This is a genomic window from Sphingopyxis sp. H050 (assembly GCF_001468265.1).
Taxonomy (GTDB): domain Bacteria; phylum Pseudomonadota; class Alphaproteobacteria; order Sphingomonadales; family Sphingomonadaceae; genus Sphingopyxis.
Window position 1 is genome coordinate 1 of the sequence record NZ_LNRZ01000008.1, and the last position, 25,808, is coordinate 25,808.

Here is a 25,808-nt window from a genome sequence, read left to right on the forward strand (position 1 = left end):
GCAGCGCAAGGCCATCTTCAACAAACCAGCATCATATTATCCGAAAAGGGGGTCCCTCTTCGACGCCGATCGGGGGTCCCTTTTGAACGCCGTTTGACACTCCTCGTCAAGGCGATGCTGGGGGACTCCGTTGTCGCAACGGTGCTTCTCCTCGACGGCCTTGAGGCGGAACCCGAGGGCCCGGCGGTCGTCGTCGATGTCGAAGCCCTTGGACTTTGGCCCGACCTCGACCGGCCCGACCTGATTGATGCTTTGTCCCGGCTGATCGCGCCCTTTGACCGCGTCGTCATTGCGTCACGCTTCGAGCATCGCTCCTCATGGTCTGTCTTCTTGCGGGGCCATGATGTCGGCGGTGAGATATTGCTCGACCGCGACCTGCTGCACGGAGCCGTGGCGCTCGGGCGGTATGATCAGCGGGACACAATCGTGCTGTCGCGCGGCCCCCTCGATCTGATCAACCGGCTTCAGAAGCGCCTCCTCGATCTTTTGACCGCGAGCGCCGGCATCATCCTGCTATCACCGGTGCTTCTTCTTGTGGCCGCAGCCATAAAGCTCGAGTCGCCGGGTCCTGTATTTTTTCGCCAATGGCGCGTGGGACAGGGCAACCGGCAGTTCAAGATCTTCAAGTTTCGTTCTATGCGCCAAGAGAGTGGCGATGCCGAAGGCACACAATCCGCGGGCCGCGATGACGCCCGGGTCACGGGTGTCGGCCGCTTCATACGGCGGACCAGCCTCGACGAGCTTCCTCAGCTTTTCAACGTCCTTCGCGGCGAGATGAGCATGGTTGGGCCGCGGCCCCACGCGCTTGGATCCACCGCCGGCGACGAGCTGTTCTGGCATGCTTCGAGGCAATATTGGCTTCGGCATGCCTTGAAGCCCGGAATTACTGGGCTTGCGCAGATCCGCGGCTATCGGGGGGCGACCGAACGGGTCGAAGATTTGGATTTGCGCGTCCGTTGCGATCTTGAGTATCTGTCGAACTGGTCGCTGTTGAGCGATATCATGATCCTGTTGAAGACGGTGCGGGTGGTCATTCACAAGAATGCCTACTGAGCGCGAACCATCCAGGGCGACCTCGTCAGATATGTTTCAATCGAACTTGCGGTGGCGCATTAGTCCGTCAGCATTCCTGGCCGCGTGCTGATGCGCCGCGGCTTATCCATGCCGAGCGCCTGGTTCGGACATTTCAATGCGGTCGGGTGGATCACCGCAACATATGTGGCCCAGCAGATCATTCGACTTGCTTCAAACGTCGTTCTGGCGTGGCTCCTTGCCCCGGCGCTTTTGGGCACCATGCTGTTGATCAACACTCTCCGAACCGGAGGTGAGCTGCTTACCGATGTCGGCGTCGGGCAAAGTATCGTCAACAACCCGCGCGGCAACGACCCAGCCTTCTTCAACACCGCCTGGACCGTCCAGATTGTGCGTGGAGCGCTCCTGTCGCTGCTTGCACTGGCGCTGACCATTCCGATTGCCCATGCCTATGGCGAGCCCGAACTCCTCGTGCTCATTCCGGCCGCCGCGCCCATCTTCTTCCTATCCGGCCTCACTTCACCGGCGCGGTTCCTGCTTCAAAAACGGCTTGAAATACGCAAACTCGCGCTCTTCGATCTTGCAACCGCAATCTTCGGAAGCGGTGTACAGCTGCTTCTCGCATTTTTGATGCCTTCGATTTGGGCACTCATCCTAGCGCTTCTGATCGGCGCGTTCGTCCCGATGGTCGCAAGCTTCTTCCTCATCGACTGGCGCATGCATCACTTGCGGTGGGAAAAGGAGGCGGTTCGATCGATTGTCCACTTCGGCAAGTGGGTGTTCCTCTCATCCCTCGTGTACTTTCTCGCCATGTATTTCGACCGATTGTATCTCGCGGACCTTATCCCCCTTGCACTGCTTGGCGTATACGGCATCGCGCGAACATTCGCCGACGCGTTTACCGAGTTGTTCCAGCGGATGGGAAACTTCCTGATCTTCCCAAAGATTTCCGCGACCGGCCTGCGCGGCCAGGAATTGCAATCGACCATCAATCCGATGCGTCTTGCTTTGCTGGGCTTGGTAGCGACTGGCCTTGCTCTGGCGGTCGCGCTCGCGGATCAGTTCATCTACCTCGTTTACGATGCGCGCTATCATGACGCCGGCTTCTTTCTGACTGTCCTGCTTGTCGGGACCTGGTTCGCCATCCTTGCATCCATGGCTGACGCAATGATGATGGGGCTCGGGAAGCCATCGGGTGTCGCGTTCGGAAACTGCGTGAAGTTTTTCATCATCCTCGCAGGGCTGCCTATCCTTCTTCCCCGCTACGGCCTGAATGCGGCCATGGGAGCATTTGTCGTTGCAGAAGCAGCGCGGTACATCGTGGTGACTTGGCGCAAAAGAGGAGCTGGCCTTAGCTTCATTCGGCAGGACCTTATGCTAACCGTGTCGTTCTTCTTGCTGATCCTGCTATTCCGGGAGGCGGCTTACGCGGTTGGGCTGACGGGCAGCATCAGCGACTGGGCTCGCGAAGGGATCCAAGTGAATGGTTGAAGAACGACGCAAGCGGTTGGCGCCCCGTGCGATGCCAAGGGCAGGCCGCGATCGGGCGACGCCGAGCGGGGCACACCGAGTATGACAATCCGGACATGAGCATTGCCTACCTCGTCAGCGATTATCACGCCGCATCGCACACCTTCGTTCGACGCGAGGTCTCGGCGCTACGAGCGCTAGGTATCGATGTCCTGCCCTTCAGCATTCAACCGGGCTCACAGATGGACGGCGCTCAGAATATTCTGGGCCGCCCGGCTCATCACTATCTGGCGGCGCTTTTGTCGGCGCTGTTCCGGCAACCGTTAAAGTTGCTCTCATGCTGGCGGCTGTCGCTTAGGCATCGGGTAAGCGGGATCCGACCTTTGATCTGGTCCCAGTTTCATTTTCTGGAGGCTGTTCTTTTGGCGCGCCTTCTGCACCGGCAAGGGGTCCGCCACCTTCACAATCATTTCGCGAACAGCGGCGCAACCGTGGGCATGCTCGCCGCGGGTCTGGCCGGCATACCGTGGAGCGTTACGCTCCATGGCATTTCCGAGACAGATTATCCGGCGGGCCCGCTTCTGGGTGAGAAGATCGAACGCGCAGCTTTTGTCGCCTGTGCGTCCTATTTCATGCGGGCGCAGGCGATGCGTCTCGTCGACGCCGACCAGTGGGGCAAAATGCACATCGTTCGCTGCGGCATCGATCTTTCGATTCTGCCTGGGAACAAGATGGCGCCAGCGCGAACCGACGACCCGGTGAAATTCATCAGCGTAGGCCGCCTTTCGCCGGAAAAGGGCTATCACGGCCTTCTGACCGCATTGGCGCGTCTCCGGGATCAAGGGCAGGATTTCTCGCTGACCATCGTTGGTGGAGGACCTTCGTCGCGGTCCATTCGCGCCGCGGCAGCTGCGCTGAACTTGATGGACCGTATCCAATTTACTGGCCCCCTTCCCGAAGACGCGACCCTCGCCGAAATCTCCAATGCGGACATCCTGATCCTGCCCAGCCTGATGGAGGGATTGCCGGTCGTCCTGATTGAAGCGCTGGCGCTCGGTCGGCCTGTAATCGCGAGTTGCGTTGCCGGCATCCCCGAACTTGTCGAAGATGGGCAGACCGGTTGGCTGTTCCCGCCGTCAGATTGGCAGCAGCTCGATCACCGGATTGGCGATGCCCTCGACGCCCGCGCTTCTTGGCACCAAATGGGCGAGGCAGGGCGAGACCGGGTGAAAGCAGACTTTCGGAGTGACGTTTCAGCTGCTCGCATGGCGCGCCTGTTCGAGGCGGCGTCCTGATAGATCCGCGTGGCTACCAGTATCTGGCGGCGCCTCTTTTTTTCAAAAGCCGGTTCGCCTCGACGCTGGGCCAGATGTTGAGCAAGGTTGCGCCGATCGAGAAGGGCGCGCGGGCAAGGGCCCTGCCCACCCCCACACCCCGGAGATTGTGCAGTCGCCAGGTCAGCATTCGCGAGGGCAAGGCCCACGCCTTGCCGCGGACGTTTGCCGCGACGAGCCGGTCAATCCATTCGGGATCATCTAAGTTGAGCTGCTGAATATACGCGCCGACGTGGCGCTCGTGTTTCCCCGCCCAGAGATGCTCGAAGATCCATCCGTTTATGGTGGTGCCAAGGGTCATCCGGCGCTCGTGCCGGAAGAAACCGGCGACGCTGTGCGCCTCGAAATAATGGGTGGGCTCCGGCATGCGCGCTATTCTTTCCAGCCGCGCCGGCTCCGTGAAACCATTTGTGTGGATCATCGCCGACAGCACCCCGTCCTCTCCCGGCGTCGGCACGGGCAGCCATATTTTCCGCAACTCCCGCATTCGTGCGGCATAGAGGGATCCGTTGATTGCATGAGGTGCGGGTGTCTGACTGGAAACTTTCAAGGAAAACCAGTCTATGGCGGTCTTCCGCGCTTTCTTGGCGATATCCTTTACGGGAAAACCTGACACTGCGATCAGTTGGCTGTCGCCAAGGAGCCGCGCTGCAAGCTCGCTGAGGACGTTCTCGTGGCGGAACTGGATGTCGGCGTCGAGAAAGATCACGATATCGCACGCGGGATCGAGAAGCTCATGAACCGCGAGGTTCCACGACCGCGCTTTTCCGCCCTCTGGCGTATCGTGAATCGTCCACCGAACGGCTGAATTCTCGAAAGCTTTCGCTGCGGCGCTTTCGGCGATGGCTGCGGTACCGTCGTTCGAGCCGTTGCTCACGATCAGCAAATCGCCTGTATGACCGCGCGAAAGCAGCGTCTGCACGGCAAGCTGATGAAGCAGAAGGCCGATCGTGTCCCCTTCGTTCCGTGCGATTACGCAGATCGCGATGCGGGGATTTCCGGACGACAACGCCTTAGCCTTATGAAATGGCGGCAGTGGGCCGCCGACATTTGAGCCGCAGTGTGACGCTAATCCGTGCCGTCGGCCGCATCGTCCGTTGCCTCATAATATTTCCCATAATGGCCGGTGCCGTAACCATAGCCGTAGCTATCGGCAAAGCCCCCCTCGTAGCGATTGAGGACCGAACCGATACAGGGTGTCGGATGAAGCATAGCGAGAACATCCTGCACGTGCTTGCGCGTGGTCCGGCCGCTATCGACGACGAGCAGATACCCATCGAGATGCTCAAGGCTTATCATGGCGTCGTCGTTAGCAAAGGCGGGAGGAAGATCGAACAGGATAATTGCCGCTTCGCACCTGTTTCGAAATATCTCGATCATTTCTGCAAATCGCTCGCCAGCAAGCAGTTCCGCGGTGTTGCGCTTGCGCCGGACGGCGGGGAACAATCCGAGCTGGGTGCCCTCGATCCTGACGCCGACCTGCGTCAAGTCCACGACCTCGCCCTCGAGAAAGCTCTCGATCCCCTGCTCGGTTACCAAACCAATTTCCTCAGCAAGCGAGGCGCGCCGTATATCGAGGTCGACGAGAAAGACCGGTTGTTCGGTCACGCGGGCGAGCGAGCTGGCAAGATTCAGCGAAAGATAAGACTTCCCGGCGGCTGGCGTCGCCGATGTGGTTCCAACGAGGCGAAACCCCTTTTCCTTCGTCTTCTTTGCCAAGCTGGTGCGCAGCAAATTGAAGGGGCGTGCGCGAATATCGCGGCTGTCGAAGCCGACGAGCTTGTGCGAGCTGATTCTCGACTTCTCTGGCGTAAAGACAGGCAAGTCTGCCAAACGCAGTGTGTCGCGGCTATTCAGAGTGGTCGGGTCGGCGTCGGCCATTATCGTACCTTAGAAATCGGACGTCAGGATCGTCGGAGCGGGACGAATCTCCGCCAACCGCGAATGGGGACGCGAGTGAGTTCGATCACCGGGATGATGCCTAGTGGCGAGGCGCCGAGGATTGATTTCAGTGCCGCCGGATCCCGAATTGGACGCAGGAGAAGTTCAACCGCGAACGCAAGCAGGAAACCCAAGCCTAAGCCTCCGCCGAGGCCGATCGCCGCAAGCAGCAAACGATTGGGCCAGCTCGGCTTGTCGGGGATCACAGGCGGCTCGACGACCGAGAGACGCTCGGCCAGTTGCTCATCTTCAGCCCTTACGCCCGAGCGCGCCGCCATCAGCTGCTTTTGGACCTGCTCATACTGGGTGTTGAGCGCGGAAAGACGCTGCTGCAGTTCACCCAACTGCTGCTGCACCAGCGGCGCGCGTGCCTGAGCCGCAAGGCGCGAGCTGACCTGAGCGTTTTCCTGCGCCTTCGCGGCGCGGAGGCTCGCGATCTGCGAATTGTTGAAGGCGATCTGCTCGTCGATCGATTCCAGAGGCAGCTTTTGCGTGTTGTCCTTTGCAAGGCGTTTGGCCTCCGCCAAGGCCTGCTTGGCGATGATCACATCAGGATGCGTTTCCGCATAGACTGCTCGCGCCGACGCCAACCTCTGTTCCGCGCCGACAACGATCGGATCGCGCGTGTCGCTGGTCTGGGCGTTGTTGCGCTGAAGGATCAGGGACTGATTGTCGCGCTGCAGTGCTGCGATCTGCACGTCATAACCGCCGGCGCCGCCGCTGATCATCATTCCGCCGCTGGTCAGCACGCCGCCATTCTGCGACGTCACGGCCGCGATCTGATCCTGCAGTGTTCCAATTTGCTGCTCAAGGCCAGTGGCCTGATCGCTGAGGAACTGGACGGTATTCGTCGCCTGCTCCGCATTCCCGCGGGCGTCGAGCTGCAGGATACGGTCCATAAGGTCTTGGGCGACTGCCTGAGTTTGCGCCGGCTGGGAATATTCAAACGCGAGTTCGAATGCGATCGTCCGCTGGTCGGGGCGGTTTGTCTGGGCGACCACTTCAGTCGGCGCGAGACTGATCGATTTGCGCATTTTCTCGACAATCTCGGACAGCGGCTTGCGTTTGCGCTCGCTGGTATAGAGTCCGTGGCGCTCGATCAGTTCGATGAGGTCGGGCCGGGCGGTCACCTGCTGCTGAATCGCGGCGATGCGGCGATCGATCACGTCGTTGCGAGTGTCGATGCCGATGACATCCTCGGGAAGCTGAGGCGATTCCACGAGCATGATGGCATTCGAGCGGTAGCTCGGGGGAATAAGCAGCGCCGCCGCCAGCGCAGCAATCGCGCCGACGACCGTCGGGACGATGATCCACCATTTGCGTTGCCACAAAATCGAAGGAAGCTGACCGAGAAAGTTCCCGCCGCCCGTTCCTTCTTCAAGCACGTCCATCGGATCCATCAGCCGAGCTTTCCGAAGCGAACCGTTACGCCAGCCATGATCGAAGCGTTGGATCTCGAACGCTGCGTATCGCCAAAGATTCTGGTGTAGCTGGGCGACACAGTGAAGGTCATCCGGTCATTCAACTTGCGGCTGTAAGTTGCGCTCACGCCCACGACCTCGCTGATCACAGTTTGCAAAGGCAGAACGACATTGGTGCCCTGGTTCGTCTTACCGTACCGACCGGCAAAGGATATCCGATCCTTCTCGGTGAGAACCAGATCATAGTTGGCTGCCACTGCGGTAACCGAGGAAACGCCGCCAAGCGCCGTCGGCTGGGAGCTTCTGCTTGCGCTGATGCACAGATTCTGGCCCGGCCCACGATTGCAAAGTCCGACACTTCCCGAAAACGACGTCCGCTTGGCGTCAGACGCTGTTCCAATGTCGGTTATGACGTAAGAAATACCTGCGCTGGCAACGAACGTCAGCCGCGAGGTGAGTTGCTGCCGCAAACCTAGTTGGGGACTGATGATCCTGCTGTCCCCTGTATTCCGGCCAAGATAATTTACCGTGCCGGCCTGAACGGCGGCGGTCAGCGACATACGCTCGTTCAGTTTGCGCTCGTATCCGACCTGCGCTGAAAGATTGCGGTAATCAAATCCGACGCCGTTGTCGAAAAACGACCCTGTGATCGAAGCGCCGGCGTTGACCGAACTGACCTCATCGATCGCGTGCGAGACATCGACCGAACCGCTCGCCGATTGGGTGCGGCTCCGAATGCCGGCGATCGTCGTGTCGACCGGAGGGATTACGGGGATCGGATCATCCGGCGGGGTCAGCGGATTCTCAGAGGGCAGAAAGAAATTGTCCTGGAGGGCCGATCGCAGCGACTGAAACGAGGACGAAAGGCTGAGGGTCGTTTTCTCGTCGAGTTGGCGATTGCTGGAGACGCCGATCCGCCCCGAAAGATCGTTGCCATAGCGGTTTGTATATTGCGCGACGCGGATTTCGCCATCGATCGCGGTCTGGCCCACCTCATCCTGCCACAGGATGAGTGGCCGAACGTTGAGATTTGCGGCACCCGCCGTTTCCTTGTCGACATAAAGGAACGGGTTGGTGGAAACCGAGCCTCCGACGGAGACATCAACCGTGACTTGCGGCGCCTGTGCAAAGGCCGCCGCTGGAAAGCCGGAAGCAGCCAGCAAGAGCGTCGAGGATGCGAACTTCCTCATGAAAAATTCCCCCACCGCCTCAAGGAACGATCACAGTATCACCTGTTTCGATCCGAAGAATATTGGCACGCGCGATGTCGTTCGCGTCTGCGCCCATTTTGAACAGCGGAGCAAGGCGCACGCGCACCGTTCTCAATTCGTCACCCGCCTTGCGAATGATCACCACATTGTCAAGATTTGCAAACTCGCTGGGGCCGCCCGCCATGCTCAGCGCCTCGAGCACGTTGATGTAACGACCGGGCGTGAAGGTCCCCGGCGACTTTACGCGCCCCATAACCGAAAACTGAAGTCCCGCCGGTTGGACGACCGAGACGGTGACTTGCGGCACCTGCCCCCGATATTGGTCGCGCAAACCGAGCGTGATCAGCGTCTCGACCTCGCTCGGCATATAGCCTTGGGCAACGATCTTTCCGACGAGCGGAAAAGCAATCGTGCCATCGGGAAGGACTTTTACCTTCCGCTGCAGGCGTTCCTCGCCCCAAACATAGATTTCCAGTTCGTCGCCAGCGTTGATGCGATAGGCGGTGGCGCGAACGGTGCTCGGCGGCGGAGCGACGAGCGGCGGAGCCGGGACGGGCGCTTCTGCGGCGTCGGCCGAACGCTCGTCAGCGGCCGCGGTTTGAGCAGAGGCTAGGCTCGGCGCAGCAAGCGTCATGGCCAATCCGACCGTAATCAGTAATCTCATCATTCGGATAGCCACCCTGCAGCGCTCGGAGTGAGCGGTCGACATAAGATCATGCAACATTATAAGACGCGCCATGGTCTTTGGCTACATTGTTAACCTAAAACATGAAATTCGGGCCCGCGCTGCCTTGTCGGCGGTTAGGTTTGCCTTCGCGGCCGCGCTTTTGGCGCCGCCCCTGTTGGCAGGCTGTTCGCGGTCCGAAGCGGCGGCGGCGGCGGATGCTACTCGCGCGCAGAGCCTGTTCGAACAACGCCGGTTCGCCGAAGCGAGAATGGCCATCAAAGAGGCGATCGCCGAGCAGGATGATGAGCCTCAATATCATATTCTGAGTGCGCGGATCGAGTTTGCGGTAGACGCCGTGCCACAAGCCTATGACGCCTACAGCAACGCTTTGGCGCTCGATCGCAGTAACATGGAAGCACTGCAGGCGGTGTCCCAATTGGGGCTGCAGACGGGCCATCTACGAGAGTCCCTCGATGCGACGGAAACAATCCTGTCGCTCGCCCCGGACGACACCAGCGCGCTGCTGACGCGCGGGCTTCATTCGATCGTCCGCAGCCGATTTGATGAGGCGAACGGATATGCAGACAAGATCCTGTCCCTCGACCCGTCCAACGAAGGCGGTGCAATTCTGAAGTCTCGCGCCATTTTCAGAAAAGGGCAGTCTCGGATCGCGCTTGAGGTCCTGGATAAATTCACGTCGGTGCGGCCGGCGACCGTCGGCGTCGCCATGACGCGGCTGGAACTGTATCGGGCCCTCAACGATGCCGATGGGATGCGCGCCGAATTCGCCAAGCTGCGCAGCTTGGCGCCAAACAATGACGCGGTTCGCATCGACGAGGCAAATTTTGCCTTCAAGGATGGACGGGCCGCCGAAGGCCTTGCGATCACAGCGGCGCTCCTGTCTGATCCGAAATTTTCAAGAAGCCAAGTTCCGATCATCCTCGACCTGTGGCAGGAGTATAGCCCGCAGGGTCCGTCACAAGCGGATCTTGGGAAAATCGCGGCGCAGGGATCGACGACGGCGCGCCGGGCGCTGGCGTCCTACTATCTTGAGAGGGGATTTCTCGCGCAGGCTCAAACAGCCATGTCGACCGTGACGGGCGCCGACCGGGTTGCCCTCGACGCCGGCTTGGCGCTGAAGCAAAAAAGATGGGACAAGGCGCTGGCGCTCGCCAACACGGTGCTGGAGGAAGACAAGAGCCACTGCCTGGCTCTGACCGTCAGGGCCGAGGTGCGGCTGAATGCGAATAACCTTCAAGGTGCTTTGCGGTCGGCGCAGGAAGCCGCTAGCCAGTGCCCGACGGAGACCTGGGCCTGGCAGCTTGCCGCGACGAGCTATACGAGGCGGGGCGATTTGGAGAATGCCGAACGCATGTGGCGCCAGGGTATAGACGCCAACCCCCAGAATTCCAGGATTGCGGGCGCAGCGGTCGCTTGGCTCGAAGCCAATGGCCGGAAGCGGGAGGCCGTGGCAGTCGCTCGGCGCTTAACCCATGATGCGCCTGCGCTCATGAGCGGATGGAGGATTTACGCCGGCGTCTGCGCGCGCACCGGGTCGAATTGCGCGTCCGATGCGCAGCGCGGACTTGCCGACGCGGCGAGAAGTTATGGAATTGACCTGCTTCCCGGTCAGCCGCCGCCTAACGGCCTCTTCGGACGTATAGTCACCCGATGACCCCGACAGCCGGCGAAAGAACCGATTTCCTCGGACTTCAATTTGACCCGTGGGAATCGGCAGAGGTTCTACGGTCGATCATCAAGCTTGCGCAGGCGCCGACCTTCTCGTTCGTTGTCACGCCGAATGTCGATCATATCGTCCGGCTCCAGCGTATCGGCGACCCCGCTCTCAACAAAGCCTATGAGGCAGCGGCGCTGTGCATATGCGACAGCCGCATTCTCTCGCGTCTCGCCTCATGGTCAGGGATCGATCTTCCCGCTGTGCCAGGAAGCGATCTGACGCGCGCCCTGCTCGCCGAGCATCTTCCGGATTGCGACGTTGCGGTGATTGGCGGCGACATCGAGTTGCACGGGGAACTCGAGGCGCGCTACCCCCGCTTCCATTGGCACTTCCACGTACCGCCCATGGGCGTCCGCACCGATAAGATGGCGCGCGAACAAATCGCCGCTTTCGTGGAAGCGTCGCGCGCCAACGTCGTATTCTTCGCGATCGGCGCCCCTCAGAGCGAAATTGTCTGCGCCGAGATAGGGGCAGGTGGCCGGGCCGGCGGCGTCGGACTGTGTATCGGGGCGTCCCTCGAATTTCTGACCGGGGCGAAACAGCGTGCACCGCGGTGGTTGCAGCGTGCAGGGCTGGAGTGGTTGTTCCGGCTCGTCTCAGAACCGCGGCGTCTGGGGCGCCGATATCTTGTCGAAGGGCCGCGGATATTCGGCATATGGCGCCGTTGGAAAAAACTTAGTTCGGATCGCGCTCGGTTCGGTTCCATTCCGTCTGACGACGCCTGAAAAAGGCGAGATAAATCGGTATCTTCCAGACAATATAGAGTGGTGCGCGAATGAGGTCGGCCAACGTTAACATTTCACGCGCCTCCCGCCCCCACGCCACGAAAAGCAAGAGCATCACGAGCGTAAGCGGAGCCAGTAGGACGATCAGGGGCGAATAGCTTCCCGTCGGCAATATAAGTAGCCCGACCGCTGCGATCGCCGGAACGACCAAGCCAATCAGAAGAGCGAGAGGGGGAATTAAGAGGTGGGCGCCAAGCGCCGCCAAATGCCGCGACCTACGTCTGATCGCGGTCGCCAGCAACGGCCCTGCTTGACGGGATGCCGTCTCGAGAAACCCGTGTTCCCACCGGCTACGTTGTCCCCGGCCGGCATTGAGCCCGGCGGCAGGGCTTGTCACCAGCACCGCATCGTCAAGGATCACCTTGATCCCGTCGCGTGCAAGTTCCAAGCCCAGATCGAGATCTTCTACCATATTGGACGTCGCGAGCGGGATGCGCCTGAAGAGGATCCACGGAAACGCCATGCCCGTCCCGAAGAGCAGGGCCCCTCCCCCGATCCTCATCAGGCCCCGCGCCCGCACCAGATTTTTGATGAGCATCGCAAAGTTCGAGAGTCCCACCAGTGGTGAGGAGTTGGCTGGAGCAACGAGAAGATTCGCGGCCTGAACCGGCGCGCCCGAAACGACGGCCCGCGCCGTCAGACGTCCCGCGCCCTCGGCGGTGATCCGACAATCGGCGTCGAGGACGAGAACAGCCTCGGGCGGAGCGAGCGAAAGATGGTCGCGCCCAAAAGCGAGTGCGAAGCCTTTGCCGCGACGTTCGCAATCGTGACGCTCCACAACTTCAGCACCCGCCGCACGCGCAAGGGCTGCCGTGTCATCGCTGCAATTGTCGGCAACGACCAATATGCGCGCGGCAGGGGACGTGGCGCGTAGAGATGCCACGGTGGCCGCAATGCCCGCCGCTTCATTATGTGCGGGAATGACGATGGCAAAAGCCGCAGCAGGCCCTTCGCCCGGCGAAAATCGGAGGGGCGCAAGACCCGCGGCCAGTTCGAGCGCCAGGTAGGACAGCGCGAAAGCGAATGGAGCCGCGATTAGCCAGGCAAGGAGTTCCAGCATGCTGCCCCGCGTGTAGCTTATACGCGCCGCACGGCAAGCTTTGCGCATCCTTTTGTCTCAAAGTGCGACCCTCACCACTCGGGCCTATGCAATTTCCTGGCGCCTGTTTAGAGAGAGCGCGTCAATAGGGGAATGATTTCAATGCCGCGCGAATATTCTATGGCTCGCAGAGTACTCGTGACGGGCGGCGCAGGCTTCGTAGGCTCGCACCTCATAGATCGCCTGATCGAGCAAGGCGACGAAGTACTTTGCGTGGACAATCTGTTCACCGGCGCAAAAGCCAATATCGCGCATCTGCTAGGACATCCGCGCTTCGAGTTCCTTCGTCACGACATTTGTCACCCGCTGTTTGTCGAGGTCGACGCGATCTTCAATCTCGCCTGCCCCGCCTCGCCGATCCATTATCAGCACGACCCGGTTCAGACGACTAAGGTCTCGGTAATCGGCTCCATCAACATGCTTGGTCTCGCGAAGCGGATTAAAGCGCCGATCCTGCAGGCCTCGACCAGCGAGGTCTATGGCGATCCGACGCAGCACCCTCAAACCGAGGCATATTGGGGTAATGTCAATCCAATCGGGCTTCGCAGCTGCTATGACGAGGGCAAACGCTGCGCGGAGACGTTGTTTTTCGATTACAATCGTCAGCACGGCATCGACATCAAGGTCGCCCGTATCTTCAACACCTACGGGCCGCGAATGCATCCTGCCGATGGCCGCGTGGTATCGAATTTCGTCATGCAAGCCCTGCGCGGCGAGGATATCACGATCTATGGCGACGGCTCACAGACGCGCAGCTTCTGTTATGTCGACGATCTGGTCGAAGCGCTGCTCCGACTTATGGACTCGCGTGACGGATTTACGGGTCCGGTCAATCTCGGCAATCCTGTCGAGTTCACAATTCGCGAACTCGCGGAACTGGTGATCGAGCTTACCGGAGCTCGTTCGAAGCTCATCCAGCTGCCGCTTCCCTCCGACGATCCGACTCAGCGGAAACCCGACATCGCGCTCGCGCGGAAAGAGCTTGATTGGGAACCTGGCATCGCGCTGCGCGAAGGGCTTGGTAAAACCATTGCTTACTTCCGATCACTAGGGAACCCATAACTCAACGTCCGCGGCGCAAAGCCGCTTGTCCTGGGCTAGGAAGATGTTCGCGACGCGATAAAGCGGCCCGCAAGGCGCGTGAAAAGACGCTCATAATAGCGGGTCGAGAGGTGGGCGAACAGCAACGTCGCGAACAAAAGCGGCGGCCTTAGGGCGTATTTGACAAACTTACTTTCTCCGGCTCCGCCGAGCGGCGTTGCGGTCAGCATGCCGTGGATCACGTATATGGCGTAGCTGATTTCGGCCACGTAAGCCGCGGCCTTCCCCGTCCAAAGCTCTCGTGCCTTCTCCGGAAAACGATAGAGGGACAATCCGACTGCAAGCATCGCGATATAAGGGCGTAAATATGACGCAGGGCCCAGCGCCGGCAGGCTGACCACAGGAAGCGCGATCAGGAACAAGATTGGCGTCCACGCCGGTAGCCGGGTTAACAAGGCCTTGCCCCAACCGTTGATCCAGACCAGCGCAATCACCCCCCCGGCGAGAATCTCATCGATACGGTACCAAGTGACGATGCTGATCACTTCATCGTTGGAAATCCTGAGCGCTGTAATTGCGAAGCACGCTAGGGGAATCAGATATAGCGCTCTGCTCCCGGCGAGCGCCACTGCGACCGCCGCGAGCAGATAAAACTGCATCTCGACACACAGGCTCCACAAATGCTCGCCGCCCGGCAACAATGTCGCGGGAGGCAAGTTCGATATGAAGAGCAGGTTCGCGATGGCCTCCGCGCCGCTGGATCGATTTACGATGATCAAGATCAACATCGCGGCCCAAGCGAGCGGAACGATCCGCGCAACCCGTTTGATCATAAAAACACCGACTCTGCTGTCGCTGTGCAAAAAGTTTGTGATCAGGAATCCCGAAAGGCAAAAGAACAACGCCATGCCCGAAGCGCCTATCGCATCATTCAGTTGGAGGGCGTGGGAGCCAACAGGCAACCAATGCGCTGATAACACCAATATGATGCTTAAAGCGCGCCATCCATCCAGAATGGCGATGTGGGACCTCAACGTTGTGCCCACCGATATGGAGTGATGAATATCAAATCGGTGCCGAGAGCGAAACAAATCGCTCCAAACCGCTCCAAATTGCGCAAAAGCGGGGCTGAGATTGTCAGCAAAGGGGGAAAATTAAGCCTTTTCTTCCCATCACTAGAATAGGTTGCGCCGCAACGGCCAAGCAGCGAGCGAATGCTTCTCAACACGCGCATTGTGAGCCCCCTCCACCACTATGCTGCCTTGTACATATGCGAAACGGTCAGGCCAAGCAGCGAGATGGGCAATTGGCTGCACCGTGCGAACGACTGATCAACGGCTTTGCAGCAAGCTTTCGATAAATTGCTGGTACTGCATGGCGACATTTGGCCACGCGAAGCGATCTATGCCGTGCGCAACCCCATTTCGTTGCCGCCCCGCCGCAACCGCCCCGGTGAGCGAGCGACCAAGCGCGCCTTCGTCTTCGGTGTCGCAAAGAAAGGCCGAATTGTCGGCCAATATCCACCGCAGCCTCTCGGTATCATGGCCGACGATGGGCAGCCCGCTAGCCCAGGCTTCCAGAAAGACATTGCCAAAGGATTCAAGCAAAGAGAGATGGAGAAACGCATCTGCCGAGCGATAGAGCGCGGGCATCTCGGTCGCCGGCAGGCTTATCCGTCGGTATCGCCCAGGGAGCAGATTTGCCGCCATGGCCTCGGCATCACTGCGTAGGGGCCCGTCGCCCGCAACGACCAGATGTGCGCCATCCATGCGAGATAAGGCTTTTATTCCGTCCTCGACGCGCTTTGTCGGTATGAGCGCGCTAACCATGAGAACAATCGGCTTGTCCGTCGGCAGGCCGAGACGCTCCCGCTCGTCGGCTCCAGTGTGGAAGCGCCCCAGATCCACGCCATTCGGGATGACCGTGCACGACCACCGAGCCGAGTTTCGCTCGAAGTAATCGGGGTTCGTACAAACCAGACCGTCACACCAGAACGTGCGGTACTCCGAATTATCGGCATAAGCCGGCCAATCGCCGTTCTGAGTCACGAAAATTTGCAGCGGCGATGCGTTCGCGGGGCGCCGCAGCGCCCAATGCGTAAAGGGAAAGGAACAGGTGATCACGGCGTCAAAATCTGCCGGGCGGTAGGCACGGAGCAGGTTCGCCGCAAACGTCATGTCTTCCCATGCGGTCTCACTGCGAAGCGGCGGGAAGAAGGGATATTTCTCGAACCGCTCTCGGCGGACGGACGATACACGCCTATATGCATAGGACGCCCCGGGGCGGGCCGGGCCGGAGCCTGCAACCGTAACAGCATGCCCCAACCTTGCGAGTTCCTCGGCGACCGAAAGAAGCGCAACTTCGGCACCGCGATCATATCGGTGAAATCCGGGCAAGGCGAAAAGCAGTCTCATTCACAATTCCATTCTGGCGCCGCAGGGGTGGCCTACCTCGCACGCGTGGTAAGGCAGCCCGATGGACCTGCGACACCCAAAGCCGAGATAATGGCGAAGCGTTTAGAACCGGTTAGGGTCAAGGCCGACCGCTTCCAGCCTCGATCGGATCAAGTTCCCAAGCACGCGATATAGTCGTTGAACCGGCAATCGGCCGGCGAGTTGACGGGCGCTAGCGAAGTGCGGGTCAGGCGCTTCTCAATCCCGAAAATCGCATAGCCGCGCGCCTTCAGGAGATCGCCGATCACCCCTCCTGCCCCCGTGCCTTGATCCTCGAACAGGATCGCGCGCGGTTTCAGTCGCTCGAGTTGCGGACCGATCGCGCGAAAAATCGGCTCTTCGTGCCCCTCCACGTCAATCTTGATGAGATCCACTCGCTCGAGCTTAGCAAAAAAGAGAGCGGCATCGATCGCCGGTACAAGCAGATCACCATCATCACAGATTTTCGATGCCCCGCGGTTAGTCTCGTCGATCCGAAAGCGCAGGTCTGCTTCCCGGTCAGAGAGCGCCACGCGATGGATTTGCGCCCGCGTGCCGAACGGCTGCATATTTTTCTCAAGCAATTCGACGATGCCTGGCTGCGGCTCAACGCAAACGACGCTCGACCGCTCTACAAGCTTCAAAAAACATGCCGAGACATATCCGACGTTGGCGCCGATATCGACCATGACATCGCCCGCTCTGGCAGCATCGAGGAGGATTTGAACGACCGAACGGTCGAATTTGCCCGAGAGGAGAATGTGTCGACCAATCAGATCATCTGCGCGCACATGGATGTCAAAATCGTCGCTGGTTCTTGCCAGACGTTCGCCGGAACCAAGGTCGATGTCGCGACCGAACCTGTCCAGAATCCGCCCCGAGCCATTTGCGAACGGCCAGTAGCGAGAGGCAAAAGCGGCTAGTTGCATCGCTCCGAGCAATAGCGGATTTAACCGTTAGAGCAATTGCGCGATGACATGTGCGTTGAGATTTACTCTCGCCCCGCCCCCATCTCGCCGCGGTGGAAGCCCCGGCTGCCTCCTGCGTTATTTGCAGCAACCGTCGCCGGGAGCCTCCCTGTCCATTAATGCCGAGATGGAGCCGTCCGTCCGGATAGCGATAAGAACCCACTCGAATCTCGGGATTTTCCCGTCGAACGCGGTAGCCTAAGTTTTCGTAACCGTGCGAGACATCTGTCCGAGGGCGAACTGATCGAACTCAAACATCAGATTTACATGGTTAAAACCATTCCAGAGTGGGACGCCAGCTACGTCACAAAGAGAGTTTCTCTTACCGCCAAATTAAGATATTCAGCTTGGATGTCGGGATTCGTAACATATCTTAAATTGCGGTCGCGCTTCGCTGCCGGCGTTATAGCCTTGATGCTGCTGGTGTTGGCGTCGGTGACCCTCCCGGCTTTCAACGGCGATAGCGGATCCCTGATGGCGCAGACGTCGGAAGCGATCAGTCGCTTCATCGGCCGATCGCCGGGTGAGCGCGGCGAGACCGATCTCATCAAGACGAAAATCAAGCGCGCGAAGGGCAAGCCTGGTGGTAAGTTGCTTGCCACCGCCCCGCGGGCCAAACCCGCTGAAGCCGAAGAGCGCGCGCTTGGCAAGATTTTCGATACGCCTCCGGAAGAGGCTGTTCAGTCGTTGACAGGCGTGCCGATAGGCCCGCTTGCGCTTGGAAACGTGTTTCCGAGCGATTTCGGCGATTTTGGTGACGTAGCGGGTGGCGGCGGCGTGCCCGGGGGCGGATTCCCCGGCGGGATCAGCACGGTAATTCCGTCCGCAACACCCGGCGGACCAACCGGTCCCACTGATCCCGCAAATCCGGTCGATCCCACTAACCCAACCAACCCCACCAACCCGACGGACCCGGTCGGCGCTGTCCCGGAGCCGGGAACATGGGTCATGATGATCGTGGGTTTCGCCCTTTGCGGCGCGTCACTCCGCCGTCGGCGCAAATGGTCGAGCGCACCGAGCGTCGCGTGATGCGAAAGTGGGTGGCCTGCAGTGCAGCCGTCGCTGCCTGTTCGATCACAGTCGCCGTCCTCGCCATACAAAGCTCCGCTGGTCCGTTGCGGGAGAAGAGCCTCGACCGCTCAACTGCAATCGTGCCTGCCATTTCGCCCGATCGCGACTATCTGACACCTGCCGAAGCCGATGCCGCGCACCGCGCCCAACTTCTGCCAGCGGGCACCAAGTCGCTCCTCAAGGCCGACAAGCCGCTGCGGCACGGTGAATTCGAATGGAATGACAAAGATGTGCCGACAGGCAAGATCGTCGTCTGGGTCGATCTGCGGCGACAGATGATCTCGGTTCTACGCGGCGGGCATGAAATCGGCACAGCGGTCGTCGTATATGGAGCGGACGGCATGGCCACCCCGACCGGCCGATTTCCGATTCTTTCGAAACACCGCGATTATCATTCACGCGCCTACGACGCTCCGATGCCCTACGCGATGTTCATCACCAAGACGGGTGTCGCGCTGCACGGCAGTCCGATGTCAAGCAGGCATGCAACGCATGGCTGCGTCGGCCTGCCAATCGAGTTCGCCCGCCTGCTTTTTGCTGTAGCAAAACCGGGAGACGAGGTCGGCGTGTTCAATTCCGACCCCACTGTTGCCCGACAGTTTGTCGCAACATTCATTAGTTAAGGCCTCTTAACCTTAACTTCTCACGCGGTCTTAGCAACCGCTGCACTAAGGCACGCCCCAAGACTTGGGGATTTGCCATGCGAGTTTCTGGAAAAACAGCGTGCAAGGTCAGCTTTGTAGTCGCGTCCGCGTTTTTGCTCACGGGCGTGCAGTCGCGACTTGGTGACCTCGACTATCGGTTGCTTGAAAGTCATAACCGAGAGCGTGTCTTGGCGGGCGTTCCGCAACTTAAGTGGAATGTCGATCTCGCGGAGGGCGCCCAGGCCTGGGCCGATCATCTGTCGGCGACGGGACGTTTCGAGCATTCGCCGAATGTTCCCGGAAAGCCGCTTGAGGGCGAAAACATCTGGGGCGGCACCCCCGGCGCGTTCCGTCCCGAGTCGATGGTCAATCTGTGGATCGAAGAAAAGAAGTTCTTCGTAAACGGAACATTTCCCGCAAACAGCAGCACGGGTCGCCCGCAGGACGTCTCGCACTACACGCAGCTCATTTGGGCCAGTTCACAGGAAGTCGGCTGCGGGCTCAGCAATTTGGGCGCAGAGGAAATTCTCGTCTGCCGCTATTCCGAGCCCGGCAACATCCGTGGCCGCGATCCTTTTGCCCACCCCAAATCGCCCGCCCCGCGGCTAGCCTACTCCGACTTCAAGGTGCCCCTCGCCTCATCGGCAGCAAGCTTGGCCGGGTTCTCGTCCGCAGCAACCACGGCTTTCGAACCGGCGGCGGGAAGCGCTGTTTCGATGGACATGCGCCCCGCCGTCTCGTCGGCGACCAGACGGGGTGACATGGGCCCGATATTCTGGCTTGGGACCATCACGGCGGGGTCGGGTATTGGCTCACCCAGATTGAGCTGCGGCTGGTCGGCGAGCAACTGCTCTTGGCTGATGGACTGAGTGAACGCGGTGCGCCGTCCCCACCCGCCAGGCCAGCGATAGAAAATATGATGTCCGACCTGGGTGATCTTGGCGAGCGACCGCGCCCAATAGGGCACGACATAGTCGGCATGATAATGCGTCGCCATCCCGACACTTGGTTCGACGACGCCTGACAAGGCGGCGAGGGCTATTGCTCGCGCCGAATTCCAACCTTCCCGAGACGGCCGGCGCCCAAGGCTCCCGTCGCAGGTGAAGGTAAACTGACATCCGGTCCGCCGCTCGGCCCCCTGATAGACGACGCCGCAGATTGAACTTGGGAAGGCCGGATGACGGGCCCGATTCAAAATGACCTGGGCCACGCCGCGCTTTCCCTGACCGGACTCCTGCGCTGCTTCATAATAAATCGCGGCGGTAAGGCAGTCGATCGCAGACCGGCGGCCGACGGCGTCGGCCGACCCAAGCGGTATAATGACTGGCGCCGCGCGCTCGACAGGCGCTGTAGAAAACGGAAGTGTCGCATTCTCTGCTAGCGCATCGTCGGGGGCTAGTGGCTTGTAGAGTTGGGGCTCGATCGGCGGCGGGGCCATTGCTGCGACCGTCGGCGTGCGCCGTGGGGGCGGCTGCCCATGGGTCAACGCCCACCATGCGCCTCCTCCCGCCAGCGCGAAAGCGCCGAGCACGAGGGACCAGACGAGGAACCTGTAGCGCGGACTATAGGCACGGGTGTCTGCCTTGATCATCGTCTCTCTACCTCAGGCCCTCGCCTGAATGCGCAGCGCGGTCATGACGCCTTAAACCGCGCAGGACGCTGAACGGCTCCTCCTGACGCCGCGATTTCGGCGTGCCGAAATTACCGCCATCATTCTGTTGGCCATTCTCCGAACAAGGTGGAGAAGCACTCACCGCAACCCGCGCAGGAGATTTGCGCCCTGTCGAATGAGCGGCACCCGGTCGTACCACGCCAATGTCGCCACGTCGCTTCTTGACGGCCGCTGTCCCGCCATCTGCGGCAGCGCGAACAGGGTAGGTACGTGGGGATAAGCGCGGCGGAACCAAACATAGGCGGCGTCAATCGGGGGGTGGACGCCTTCCGGCTCAAGCTTCTCGAGATAGCCCGATACCAGTCGAGCGCCATTTGCCGTAAACCCCATCATATGCGAGCCCTGAATATCGCTGCGCTGGAGGTCTTCGGGGGTTTGCGCGGTATAGCCGCCGTAGAAGATGTCCCACCCGTCAGCCACACTGACCTTCTCAATCCCCGGGTAGAAGAAGCAATCATCCTCGAGGATCAAGATTGACTCACCAGCGTCCGCCGCTTGCTTCAGCAGAATCTTCTGGCTCTCATAGCAACCTCGAGCGCCGATTGACGTGAAGGATCCTGCATCGTCGGGGCGAATTGCATCGAAATAGGCGATGCGCGGATGCCTTGCGAGGCCGGCGCCGATCAATTCACGATCCATAGCCCGCCGACGGTCGGTACGCGCTGGCAAATTGATGATCCTGATGCGGTCGAAATAGTCGAAGATCCTCATATTCTCCTCGGTATAGCCCCGTAATTAGCGTTCCAAGCAAATAATAATCCAGAATTGGGACCGCCTTTCGCGGGCTTGCCTGCCACGCCGCTCTCATGGCGTGGGCGAGTGATCGCGTTCCCAAATCGGGAGGAGAGCAAATCTTGAGTTCGATGAGCAGGCGGTGGCACATGCCGGCTCCCTTCCGTCGAAGTCACATCAGCAGAAATGACTTGCCCCGCCGCTGTTCCTCGTTGGCACGTTTCCTTTTCAGGCACTTGCGGGCATTGGCAGCGCCGAGGGTTTACTCTATCGCTGGCTTATGTCTGAAGACGCTGGAGGATTGATGGCCACGCTGGTTGATCGAACGGAAATGCCGGCGTCCGGCCGCTTCGTTCGTAAGAAGCCTTCAATCGGCACGGTGATCCTGGCGATCGGCCTCGCTCTCTACATCGTCCCGACGATGATATTTGTTATTCGCGAGTCCTGGTCGGGCGAAGCCGGCGCCCACGGCCCGATCGTTCTTGCGACCGGTTTGTGGCTCTTGCATCGTCAATGGGACGAGGCGCGACACCTCCCAGAGCGACCGAATACAAGGCTCGTGTGGGCATCGCTCGCGGTGATCGTCCCCCTTTTCATATTCGCGCGCATAACCCAGATCGTGGAGATCGAGGGGTATGTGATGTATACGACTCTGCTGGTGGTACTTTATAGCCTTATTGGAGCGCGCGCGATCAAGGCGCTTTGGTTTCCGCTCTTCTACCTCGCGTTTATCTTTCCGCCGCCGGAGACTTTTGTGGCCGCCGCGACCGTCCCGATGAAGATGTGGCTATCCAATGCAGCCGTCGGCTTTCTTCAGCTCTTCGGCTATCCCATAGGAGGCGAAGGCGTCCGCATCTATATCGGCCAGTACGAGCTGCTTGTCGCCGCCGCCTGCTCGGGGATAAATTCGATCATATCCCTCGCCGCAATCTCGCTCTTCTACATCTACATGCGGCATCAAGCAGAGTGGCGCTACGCGCTCCTGCTCGTGCTGTTCATCATTCCGGTTGCGCTCATCGCCAACTTTTTTCGTGTACTCATTCTGATCCTTCTAACCTACCATGCTGGCGAAGCAGCCGCGCAAGGATTTCTGCATAATTTTGCTGGTCTCGTCATGTTCGGCATTGCGCTGCTGACGATCTTTGGGATCGACATCGTGCTCAAGCCGATCTGGGATCGCGCGATGAGAAATAAAGCAGGTGGTGTAAATGTCTGATCCATCGACAAAACCGACGAGCGTCAGCATTTCACGGCGCAACGCGCTGATCGGCGGCGTCCTTGCCTGCGCTTCGGGCGTCGCGCTTTTGCGCCAGCCGGCGATCGCAAATCCTGTTGTCCCTGAGGCGACATTCGAGAAATGGATCCCGGACAAGTTTGCTGGTTGGAGCAGCGTTTCCCAGGCGGGGATCGTTCTTCCGCCGCCAGATAGCATGCGGGACCGCCTTTACGACAATCTCGTCACCCGCGTGTATTCATCAGCGGATCTACCGCCGGTGATGTTGCTGCTCGCCTACAACAACTCGCAGGACGGCGTGCTGCAGGTGCACCGCCCCGAAGTCTGCTACCCGGTGGGCGGGTTCGATCTCAGCGAAACACGTCCGGTCGACGTGAAGGTCGGCACCCAAGTGATCCCCGCAAACTTTTTCACCGCCACCAGTCCGGAGCGGTTGGAGCAGGTTCAATATTTCACGCGCCTTGGCAATGCATTCCCCCGCCGGTGGAGCGAGCAGCGCTTCGCGGTCATTCGCGCGAACCTTGCCGGCGAAATTCCCGACGGCATGATGATGCGTGTCTCGACGCTGGGCATCGGAAGTGCAGAGGCGGAGTCGCTCCTCGACAACTTCACGCGTGACTTCATTCAGAATTCGAACATCAAGCTTCAACAGCTGCTCCTGGGGACCAGCCATTCAAAAGGACTTTGAGTATGTCTCGTATACCTATGGCGGCGATCGCGCTTTCCCTTTTCGCGCTTGCGGCTTGCGACAAAGAGCCGACGGGGCAGGTCGCCGCCGTCGTAAACGGCGACGAGATCACGCTGCAGGAAATCAACGCCGAGCTCGGAAGCGTCTCGATCCCCGAAGGTGTCGACAAGAAGGCCATCCAGCAGGCAGCACTCCAGCGCATTCTCGATCGCCGTATCCTCGCCCAGACGGCCCGAGAGGAAGATCTCGACAAAAGTCCGGAATATTTGCTGCGCGAGCGTCAGCTGCGGGACGCGCTTTTGGTTCAGATCATGGGACAGAAGTCGCAGCGCGCTCTGCGCGTTCCCGACCAAGCCCAAGTTGATAAATATATTGCCGAGAATCCGGTGATGTTCGCCGACCGCAAGCTCTACTCGCTTGATCGTATTCAGTTTCCCTTTCCCAAGGACATGTCGCAACTGAAGGCCCTTGAGGACGACCACTCGATGGACGCCGTTGCAGCGCGGCTTAACAGCCTGGGTATCAAATTCGTCCGCGCCACCGCTCAGATGGACTCCGCTCAGGTCGGCGCGCAGCGCCTTCAGCAGATCAAGTCGCTTCCCGCTGGCGAGCCTTTCATCGTGCCTGAAAATGGCATGGTCACCGTGGGCGTGATCACGGGTGAAAAGCCGACGCCCCTCGTGGGCAGCGAGGCGCGCCCCTTTGCCGTGCAGGCGATCCAGAACAAGCAACTGGGCGACACGCTGCAGCAAAAGTTGAAGCAGGCGCGGGCGGCCGCTGAAATCAGCTATCAGCCGGGCTTCGCACCTGCGCCGGAGAAGAAGAAGACAGCGACTGCAGCAAAATAGCGGATAGGAGCGATCTCGCGAGCGCCAGGGACGAGCTGCTAGACAATGAAACCCCTTTTTCGGCCGCGCAAAGGCACAGCTGCCAAAGGTGCGTTCAGCGCCCGAATACGGGCCACTCGTGCGTTTCGCCGATATCGGCTTGTATCGCCCTAACGGGTTATTTGCGGGACATTACCTGCCAAAGTCAGCGTCGTTTGCGCCACGGCCGGCCGAACGCACAAAACCGCGGCAAACAAAAGCCCCCGCCCCGAGGGCGGGGGCTTTTCAAAAGCGTTCAGAAAGTTTCAGACGAACCGTACGGTCGTTTTCACATCCCGGTACGCGCGCCGGCGCATCGCGAACCCGGCCAATGCGAAACCGAACATCATCATCGCCCAGGTCGCCGGCTCCGGCACTGCAGCAATCGCGACATCTACCGCGTTCCGGTTGTCGCCGCTGTTGCTATCCCAGTAGAACAGCTGAAGCGCCCCCGTATCCCACGCCGGGCCGTTGAACGAAGTGCCGAGCAACTTGTAAGTATTGCCGATCTTGCCCACGAGAGCGCCATAGGGAGCGGTGAACCCATCCTGCGTCCACGTGCCGAAGTTGACGCCGATCTGCGTTCCCGCCAGCTCGCCGGATTCATCGGAGCCCGTGGCGAATAGATCGCCGATCAAACCGTTCGCATTCGACCAGCGGGGAAGCGCGCCTGCGCTCCAGAGGTCGGTTAGCGCAACCGTCGTAGAGAAGACATCTCCCGCATTGAAAACAAAGCCAGTGACGGCGCCGGAACCGCCCGACGAGCTATTTCCCTGCGCATTGACGGTAACAACGGTTGCGGCGTGGCTTGCAGCCGGGGCACCGACAGCCGAAAGAGCGGCCGCGGCAAGAATGAGAGAGCGTTTCATTGGTCTAGTCTTTCCCTATTGGGCGCCGGAACGCCGAGTTGCGTCGTGTAAGACCGGATCGGATGAACTTAACCGACCTTTCCTTGTTCGCTCACATCCCGACTGAATCAGGCGCGAACCAGCCGCCCCTCCGAGCGCTGGGCGCGGCGGCGGCGCATCGCGCCACCGATCACGGCAAAGCCCAAGATCACCATCGCCCATGTTCCCGGCTCAGGCACCGCAGCCGTCACGGAAACATTGTCGAGAGCCGCGCCGTAGGAGCCCGCATCCTGTGAAGCGAAGGACAAGGTCGTCGAAGCACCTTGAGCAACGAAGCTGTAGGTGAAGTTCGTCCACCCCATGTTGGCCTTGTTGAATCCGGTAAAGTTGAAACTGTAAGTGGCGCTATCGGCACCGGTCGCCCCGACGAGAACCGTCTTGGTAATCGGGGCTCCATCGGGATTGCCGGCCAACCAGAAGCTGACATTGTACAGCGTGTTGGCAACGGTATCGAAGGTCTGCTGGATGCCACCTTGGCCATTGCCGTTCAGATCGATGCTGCGCGACAGGTTCTGCGCGGTCCAGTAGCTGCCAATATAGTCGACACTGTTGCCGGTGACGGTCCAACCGGTGATTGCGGCCGAATTGCCCCCGCCCACTGTGGTGAACGAGCCGGCGGGAATGCCGGACTCAAAGCTGCCGTTGACGAAGCCGGCGGCATTGGCGGTGGCGGGAAGCAACGCGATAGCTGCAGCTGCAGCAATAAGACTACGCATAATCAATGGCCCCTTTTTTTTGTCGCGTCCCGATCGACAAGTGTGCCCACCGCATAACGACTCGTTAGCGGGCGTAACGGAAATTTACATCGAGGTAAACGATAGTTAACCAATCGGAAGCAGAGCATTCGGCGAAAC

24 protein-coding genes and 1 pseudogene are annotated in these 25,808 nt (G+C 59.9%); 12 read left to right on the top strand and 13 right to left on the bottom strand.

Annotated elements, in window-relative coordinates; translation table 11 throughout:
• The 3 genes from ATE67_RS15625 to ATE67_RS15635 form a co-directional block, all read left to right on the top strand.
• Positions 1-1,053, top strand: a 1,053-nt coding sequence (locus ATE67_RS15625) for an exopolysaccharide biosynthesis polyprenyl glycosylphosphotransferase (protein WP_231728191.1), incomplete at its 5' end; no start/stop codon positions are given.
• Between the two features lie 90 nt (positions 1,054-1,143).
• Entirely contained in the window at positions 1,144-2,523 is a 1,380-nt protein-coding gene (locus ATE67_RS15630; protein WP_058817603.1) for an oligosaccharide flippase family protein, read from the top strand.
• Between the two features lie 95 nt (positions 2,524-2,618).
• Positions 2,619-3,797 carry a glycosyltransferase gene (locus ATE67_RS15635; RefSeq protein ID WP_058817604.1) on the top strand — a complete coding sequence of 393 codons (1,179 nt, stop codon included), beginning with the start codon at positions 2,619-2,621 and terminating at the stop codon, positions 3,795-3,797.
• A gap of 13 nt (positions 3,798-3,810) precedes the next feature.
• On the opposite strand, the gene ATE67_RS15640 is transcribed toward ATE67_RS15635, so the two are convergent.
• From ATE67_RS15640 to ATE67_RS15660, 5 genes are read right to left on the bottom strand one after another with little or no spacing between them, the layout of a single operon-like run.
• Positions 3,811-4,845 (bottom strand): glycosyltransferase family 2 protein, encoded by a 1,035-nt coding sequence (locus ATE67_RS15640; RefSeq protein WP_058817605.1) that lies wholly within the window; start codon positions 4,843-4,845, stop codon positions 3,811-3,813.
• A gap of 59 nt (positions 4,846-4,904) precedes the next feature.
• Positions 4,905-5,717 carry a CpsD/CapB family tyrosine-protein kinase gene (locus tag ATE67_RS15645; protein WP_058817606.1) on the bottom strand — a complete coding sequence of 271 codons (813 nt, stop codon included), beginning with the start codon at positions 5,715-5,717 and terminating at the stop codon, positions 4,905-4,907.
• 23 nt (positions 5,718-5,740) lie between these two features.
• Positions 5,741-7,177 (bottom strand): GumC family protein, encoded by a 1,437-nt coding sequence (locus ATE67_RS15650; protein WP_082660420.1) that lies wholly within the window; start codon positions 7,175-7,177, stop codon positions 5,741-5,743.
• Entirely contained in the window at positions 7,177-8,388 is a 1,212-nt protein-coding gene (locus ATE67_RS15655) for a hypothetical protein (protein ID WP_058817608.1), read from the bottom strand. The genes ATE67_RS15650 and ATE67_RS15655 overlap by 1 nt, the downstream gene beginning before the upstream one ends.
• A gap of 19 nt (positions 8,389-8,407) precedes the next feature.
• A complete protein-coding gene (locus tag ATE67_RS15660) occupies positions 8,408-9,118 on the bottom strand; it encodes a polysaccharide biosynthesis/export family protein (RefSeq protein ID WP_231728192.1) in 711 nt (236 codons plus the stop codon).
• A 28-nt stretch (positions 9,119-9,146) separates the two neighbouring features.
• Between ATE67_RS15660 and ATE67_RS15665 the strand changes: the two genes are divergently transcribed.
• Complete coding sequence (locus ATE67_RS15665; protein WP_058817610.1) at positions 9,147-10,751, top strand: tetratricopeptide repeat protein; 1,605 nt, start codon at positions 9,147-9,149, stop codon at positions 10,749-10,751.
• Positions 10,748-11,539 carry a WecB/TagA/CpsF family glycosyltransferase gene (locus tag ATE67_RS21105; protein WP_082660421.1) on the top strand — a complete coding sequence of 264 codons (792 nt, stop codon included), beginning with the start codon at positions 10,748-10,750 and terminating at the stop codon, positions 11,537-11,539. The genes ATE67_RS15665 and ATE67_RS21105 overlap by 4 nt, the downstream gene beginning before the upstream one ends.
• On the opposite strand, the gene ATE67_RS21110 is transcribed toward ATE67_RS21105, so the two are convergent.
• Positions 11,490-12,659: a glycosyltransferase family 2 protein gene (locus ATE67_RS21110; protein WP_082660422.1), complete on the bottom strand. Its 1,170-nt coding sequence runs from the start codon at positions 12,657-12,659 to the stop codon at positions 11,490-11,492. The two genes, ATE67_RS21105 and ATE67_RS21110, sit on opposite strands and share 50 nt — an antisense overlap.
• Positions 12,660-12,800: 141 nt before the next feature.
• Here ATE67_RS21110 and ATE67_RS15675 point away from each other — a divergent pair, with 141 nt between their 5' ends.
• Positions 12,801-13,760, top strand: coding sequence for a UDP-glucuronic acid decarboxylase family protein (locus tag ATE67_RS15675; protein ID WP_082660423.1), 960 nt, complete (start codon positions 12,801-12,803; stop codon positions 13,758-13,760).
• Between the two features lie 35 nt (positions 13,761-13,795).
• Here the strand turns inward: ATE67_RS15675 and ATE67_RS15680 are convergent, their stop codons facing one another.
• The 3 genes from ATE67_RS15680 to ATE67_RS21115 form a co-directional block, all read right to left on the bottom strand.
• Positions 13,796-14,785, bottom strand: a complete 990-nt coding sequence (locus tag ATE67_RS15680) for an acyltransferase family protein (RefSeq protein ID WP_331458773.1) — start codon at positions 14,783-14,785, stop codon at positions 13,796-13,798.
• 285 nt (positions 14,786-15,070) lie between these two features.
• Entirely contained in the window at positions 15,071-16,153 is a 1,083-nt protein-coding gene (locus ATE67_RS15685) for a glycosyltransferase family 4 protein (RefSeq protein WP_058817613.1), read from the bottom strand.
• Positions 16,154-16,302: 149 nt separating this feature from the next.
• Complete coding sequence (locus ATE67_RS21115; RefSeq protein WP_082660425.1) at positions 16,303-17,100, bottom strand: FkbM family methyltransferase; 798 nt, start codon at positions 17,098-17,100, stop codon at positions 16,303-16,305.
• Positions 17,101-17,553: 453 nt separating this feature from the next.
• Here ATE67_RS21115 and ATE67_RS15695 point away from each other — a divergent pair, with 453 nt between their 5' ends.
• The 3 genes from ATE67_RS15695 (at position 17,554) to ATE67_RS21895 (ending at position 19,723) form a co-directional block, all read left to right on the top strand.
• Positions 17,554-18,168, top strand: coding sequence for a PEPxxWA-CTERM sorting domain-containing protein (locus tag ATE67_RS15695; protein ID WP_058817615.1), 615 nt, complete (start codon positions 17,554-17,556; stop codon positions 18,166-18,168).
• Positions 18,141-18,833 (top strand): L,D-transpeptidase family protein, encoded by a 693-nt coding sequence (locus tag ATE67_RS15700; protein ID WP_197411970.1) that lies wholly within the window; start codon positions 18,141-18,143, stop codon positions 18,831-18,833. Before ATE67_RS15695 ends, ATE67_RS15700 begins: the two co-directional genes overlap by 28 nt.
• Positions 18,834-18,910: 77 nt before the next feature.
• Positions 18,911-19,723, top strand: a complete 813-nt coding sequence (locus ATE67_RS21895) for a CAP domain-containing protein (protein ID WP_082660426.1) — start codon at positions 18,911-18,913, stop codon at positions 19,721-19,723.
• A gap of 50 nt (positions 19,724-19,773) precedes the next feature.
• On the opposite strand, the pseudogene ATE67_RS21900 reads toward ATE67_RS21895, so the two are convergent.
• Positions 19,774-20,445: pseudogene (locus ATE67_RS21900) on the bottom strand (cell wall hydrolase); the annotation flags it as partial.
• A 159-nt stretch (positions 20,446-20,604) separates the two neighbouring features.
• Positions 20,605-21,237 (bottom strand): hypothetical protein, encoded by a 633-nt coding sequence (locus ATE67_RS15710; protein ID WP_058817617.1) that lies wholly within the window; start codon positions 21,235-21,237, stop codon positions 20,605-20,607.
• 325 nt (positions 21,238-21,562) lie between these two features.
• Between ATE67_RS15710 and xrtV the strand changes: the two genes are divergently transcribed.
• From xrtV to ATE67_RS15725, 3 genes are read left to right on the top strand one after another with little or no spacing between them, the layout of a single operon-like run.
• Positions 21,563-22,474 (top strand): exosortase V, encoded by a 912-nt coding sequence (gene xrtV / locus ATE67_RS15715; RefSeq protein WP_082660427.1) that lies wholly within the window; start codon positions 21,563-21,565, stop codon positions 22,472-22,474.
• The gene (gene epsI / locus ATE67_RS15720; RefSeq protein WP_058817618.1) at positions 22,467-23,180 is read left to right on the top strand and encodes an exosortase-associated protein EpsI, V-type; all 714 of its coding nucleotides are present in this window, start codon (positions 22,467-22,469) and stop codon (positions 23,178-23,180) included. Before xrtV ends, epsI begins: the two co-directional genes overlap by 8 nt.
• A 17-nt stretch (positions 23,181-23,197) precedes the next feature.
• Complete coding sequence (locus tag ATE67_RS15725; RefSeq protein WP_082660428.1) at positions 23,198-24,028, top strand: EpsD family peptidyl-prolyl cis-trans isomerase; 831 nt, start codon at positions 23,198-23,200, stop codon at positions 24,026-24,028.
• 284 nt (positions 24,029-24,312) lie between these two features.
• On the opposite strand, the gene ATE67_RS15730 is transcribed toward ATE67_RS15725, so the two are convergent.
• Both ATE67_RS15730 and ATE67_RS21905 read right to left on the bottom strand, forming a co-directional pair.
• Entirely contained in the window at positions 24,313-24,915 is a 603-nt protein-coding gene (locus tag ATE67_RS15730; protein ID WP_082660429.1) for a PEPxxWA-CTERM sorting domain-containing protein, read from the bottom strand.
• Between the two features lie 107 nt (positions 24,916-25,022).
• A complete protein-coding gene (locus ATE67_RS21905) occupies positions 25,023-25,670 on the bottom strand; it encodes a choice-of-anchor C family PEP-CTERM protein (RefSeq protein WP_082660430.1) in 648 nt (215 codons plus the stop codon).
• Positions 25,671-25,808 lie beyond the last annotated feature (138 nt).

What these genes read in the sequence shown, in the direction of transcription:
- ATE67_RS15630 (WP_058817603.1), top strand. Translation starts at nt 1,144, where the DNA reads ATGCGCCGCGGCTTATCCATGCCGAGCGCCTGGTTCGGACATTTCAAT.
- ATE67_RS15635 (WP_058817604.1), top strand. Translation starts at nt 2,619, where the DNA reads ATGAGCATTGCCTACCTCGTCAGCGATTATCACGCCGCATCGCACACC.
- ATE67_RS15645 (WP_058817606.1), bottom strand. Translation starts at nt 5,717, where the DNA reads ATGGCCGACGCCGACCCGACCACTCTGAATAGCCGCGACACACTGCGT.
- ATE67_RS15650 (WP_082660420.1), bottom strand. Translation starts at nt 7,177, where the DNA reads ATGGATCCGATGGACGTGCTTGAAGAAGGAACGGGCGGCGGGAACTTT.
- ATE67_RS15655 (WP_058817608.1), bottom strand. Translation starts at nt 8,388, where the DNA reads ATGAGGAAGTTCGCATCCTCGACGCTCTTGCTGGCTGCTTCCGGCTTT.
- ATE67_RS15660 (WP_231728192.1), bottom strand. Translation starts at nt 9,118, where the DNA reads ATGTCGACCGCTCACTCCGAGCGCTGCAGGGTGGCTATCCGAATGATG.
- ATE67_RS15665 (WP_058817610.1), top strand. Translation starts at nt 9,147, where the DNA reads ATGGTCTTTGGCTACATTGTTAACCTAAAACATGAAATTCGGGCCCGC.
- ATE67_RS21105 (WP_082660421.1), top strand. Translation starts at nt 10,748, where the DNA reads ATGACCCCGACAGCCGGCGAAAGAACCGATTTCCTCGGACTTCAATTT.
- ATE67_RS21110 (WP_082660422.1), bottom strand. Translation starts at nt 12,659, where the DNA reads ATGCTGGAACTCCTTGCCTGGCTAATCGCGGCTCCATTCGCTTTCGCG.
- ATE67_RS15675 (WP_082660423.1), top strand. Translation starts at nt 12,801, where the DNA reads ATGCCGCGCGAATATTCTATGGCTCGCAGAGTACTCGTGACGGGCGGC.
- ATE67_RS15685 (WP_058817613.1), bottom strand. Translation starts at nt 16,153, where the DNA reads ATGAGACTGCTTTTCGCCTTGCCCGGATTTCACCGATATGATCGCGGT.
- ATE67_RS21115 (WP_082660425.1), bottom strand. Translation starts at nt 17,100, where the DNA reads ATGCAACTAGCCGCTTTTGCCTCTCGCTACTGGCCGTTCGCAAATGGC.
- ATE67_RS15695 (WP_058817615.1), top strand. Translation starts at nt 17,554, where the DNA reads ATGCTGCTGGTGTTGGCGTCGGTGACCCTCCCGGCTTTCAACGGCGAT.
- ATE67_RS15700 (WP_197411970.1), top strand. Translation starts at nt 18,141, where the DNA reads ATGGTCGAGCGCACCGAGCGTCGCGTGATGCGAAAGTGGGTGGCCTGC.
- ATE67_RS21895 (WP_082660426.1), top strand. Translation starts at nt 18,911, where the DNA reads ATGCGAGTTTCTGGAAAAACAGCGTGCAAGGTCAGCTTTGTAGTCGCG.
- ATE67_RS15710 (WP_058817617.1), bottom strand. Translation starts at nt 21,237, where the DNA reads ATGAGGATCTTCGACTATTTCGACCGCATCAGGATCATCAATTTGCCA.
- xrtV (WP_082660427.1), top strand. Translation starts at nt 21,563, where the DNA reads ATGGCCACGCTGGTTGATCGAACGGAAATGCCGGCGTCCGGCCGCTTC.
- epsI (WP_058817618.1), top strand. Translation starts at nt 22,467, where the DNA reads ATGTCTGATCCATCGACAAAACCGACGAGCGTCAGCATTTCACGGCGC.
- ATE67_RS15725 (WP_082660428.1), top strand. Translation starts at nt 23,198, where the DNA reads ATGGCGGCGATCGCGCTTTCCCTTTTCGCGCTTGCGGCTTGCGACAAA.
- ATE67_RS15730 (WP_082660429.1), bottom strand. Translation starts at nt 24,915, where the DNA reads ATGAAACGCTCTCTCATTCTTGCCGCGGCCGCTCTTTCGGCTGTCGGT.
- ATE67_RS21905 (WP_082660430.1), bottom strand. Translation starts at nt 25,670, where the DNA reads ATGCGTAGTCTTATTGCTGCAGCTGCAGCTATCGCGTTGCTTCCCGCC.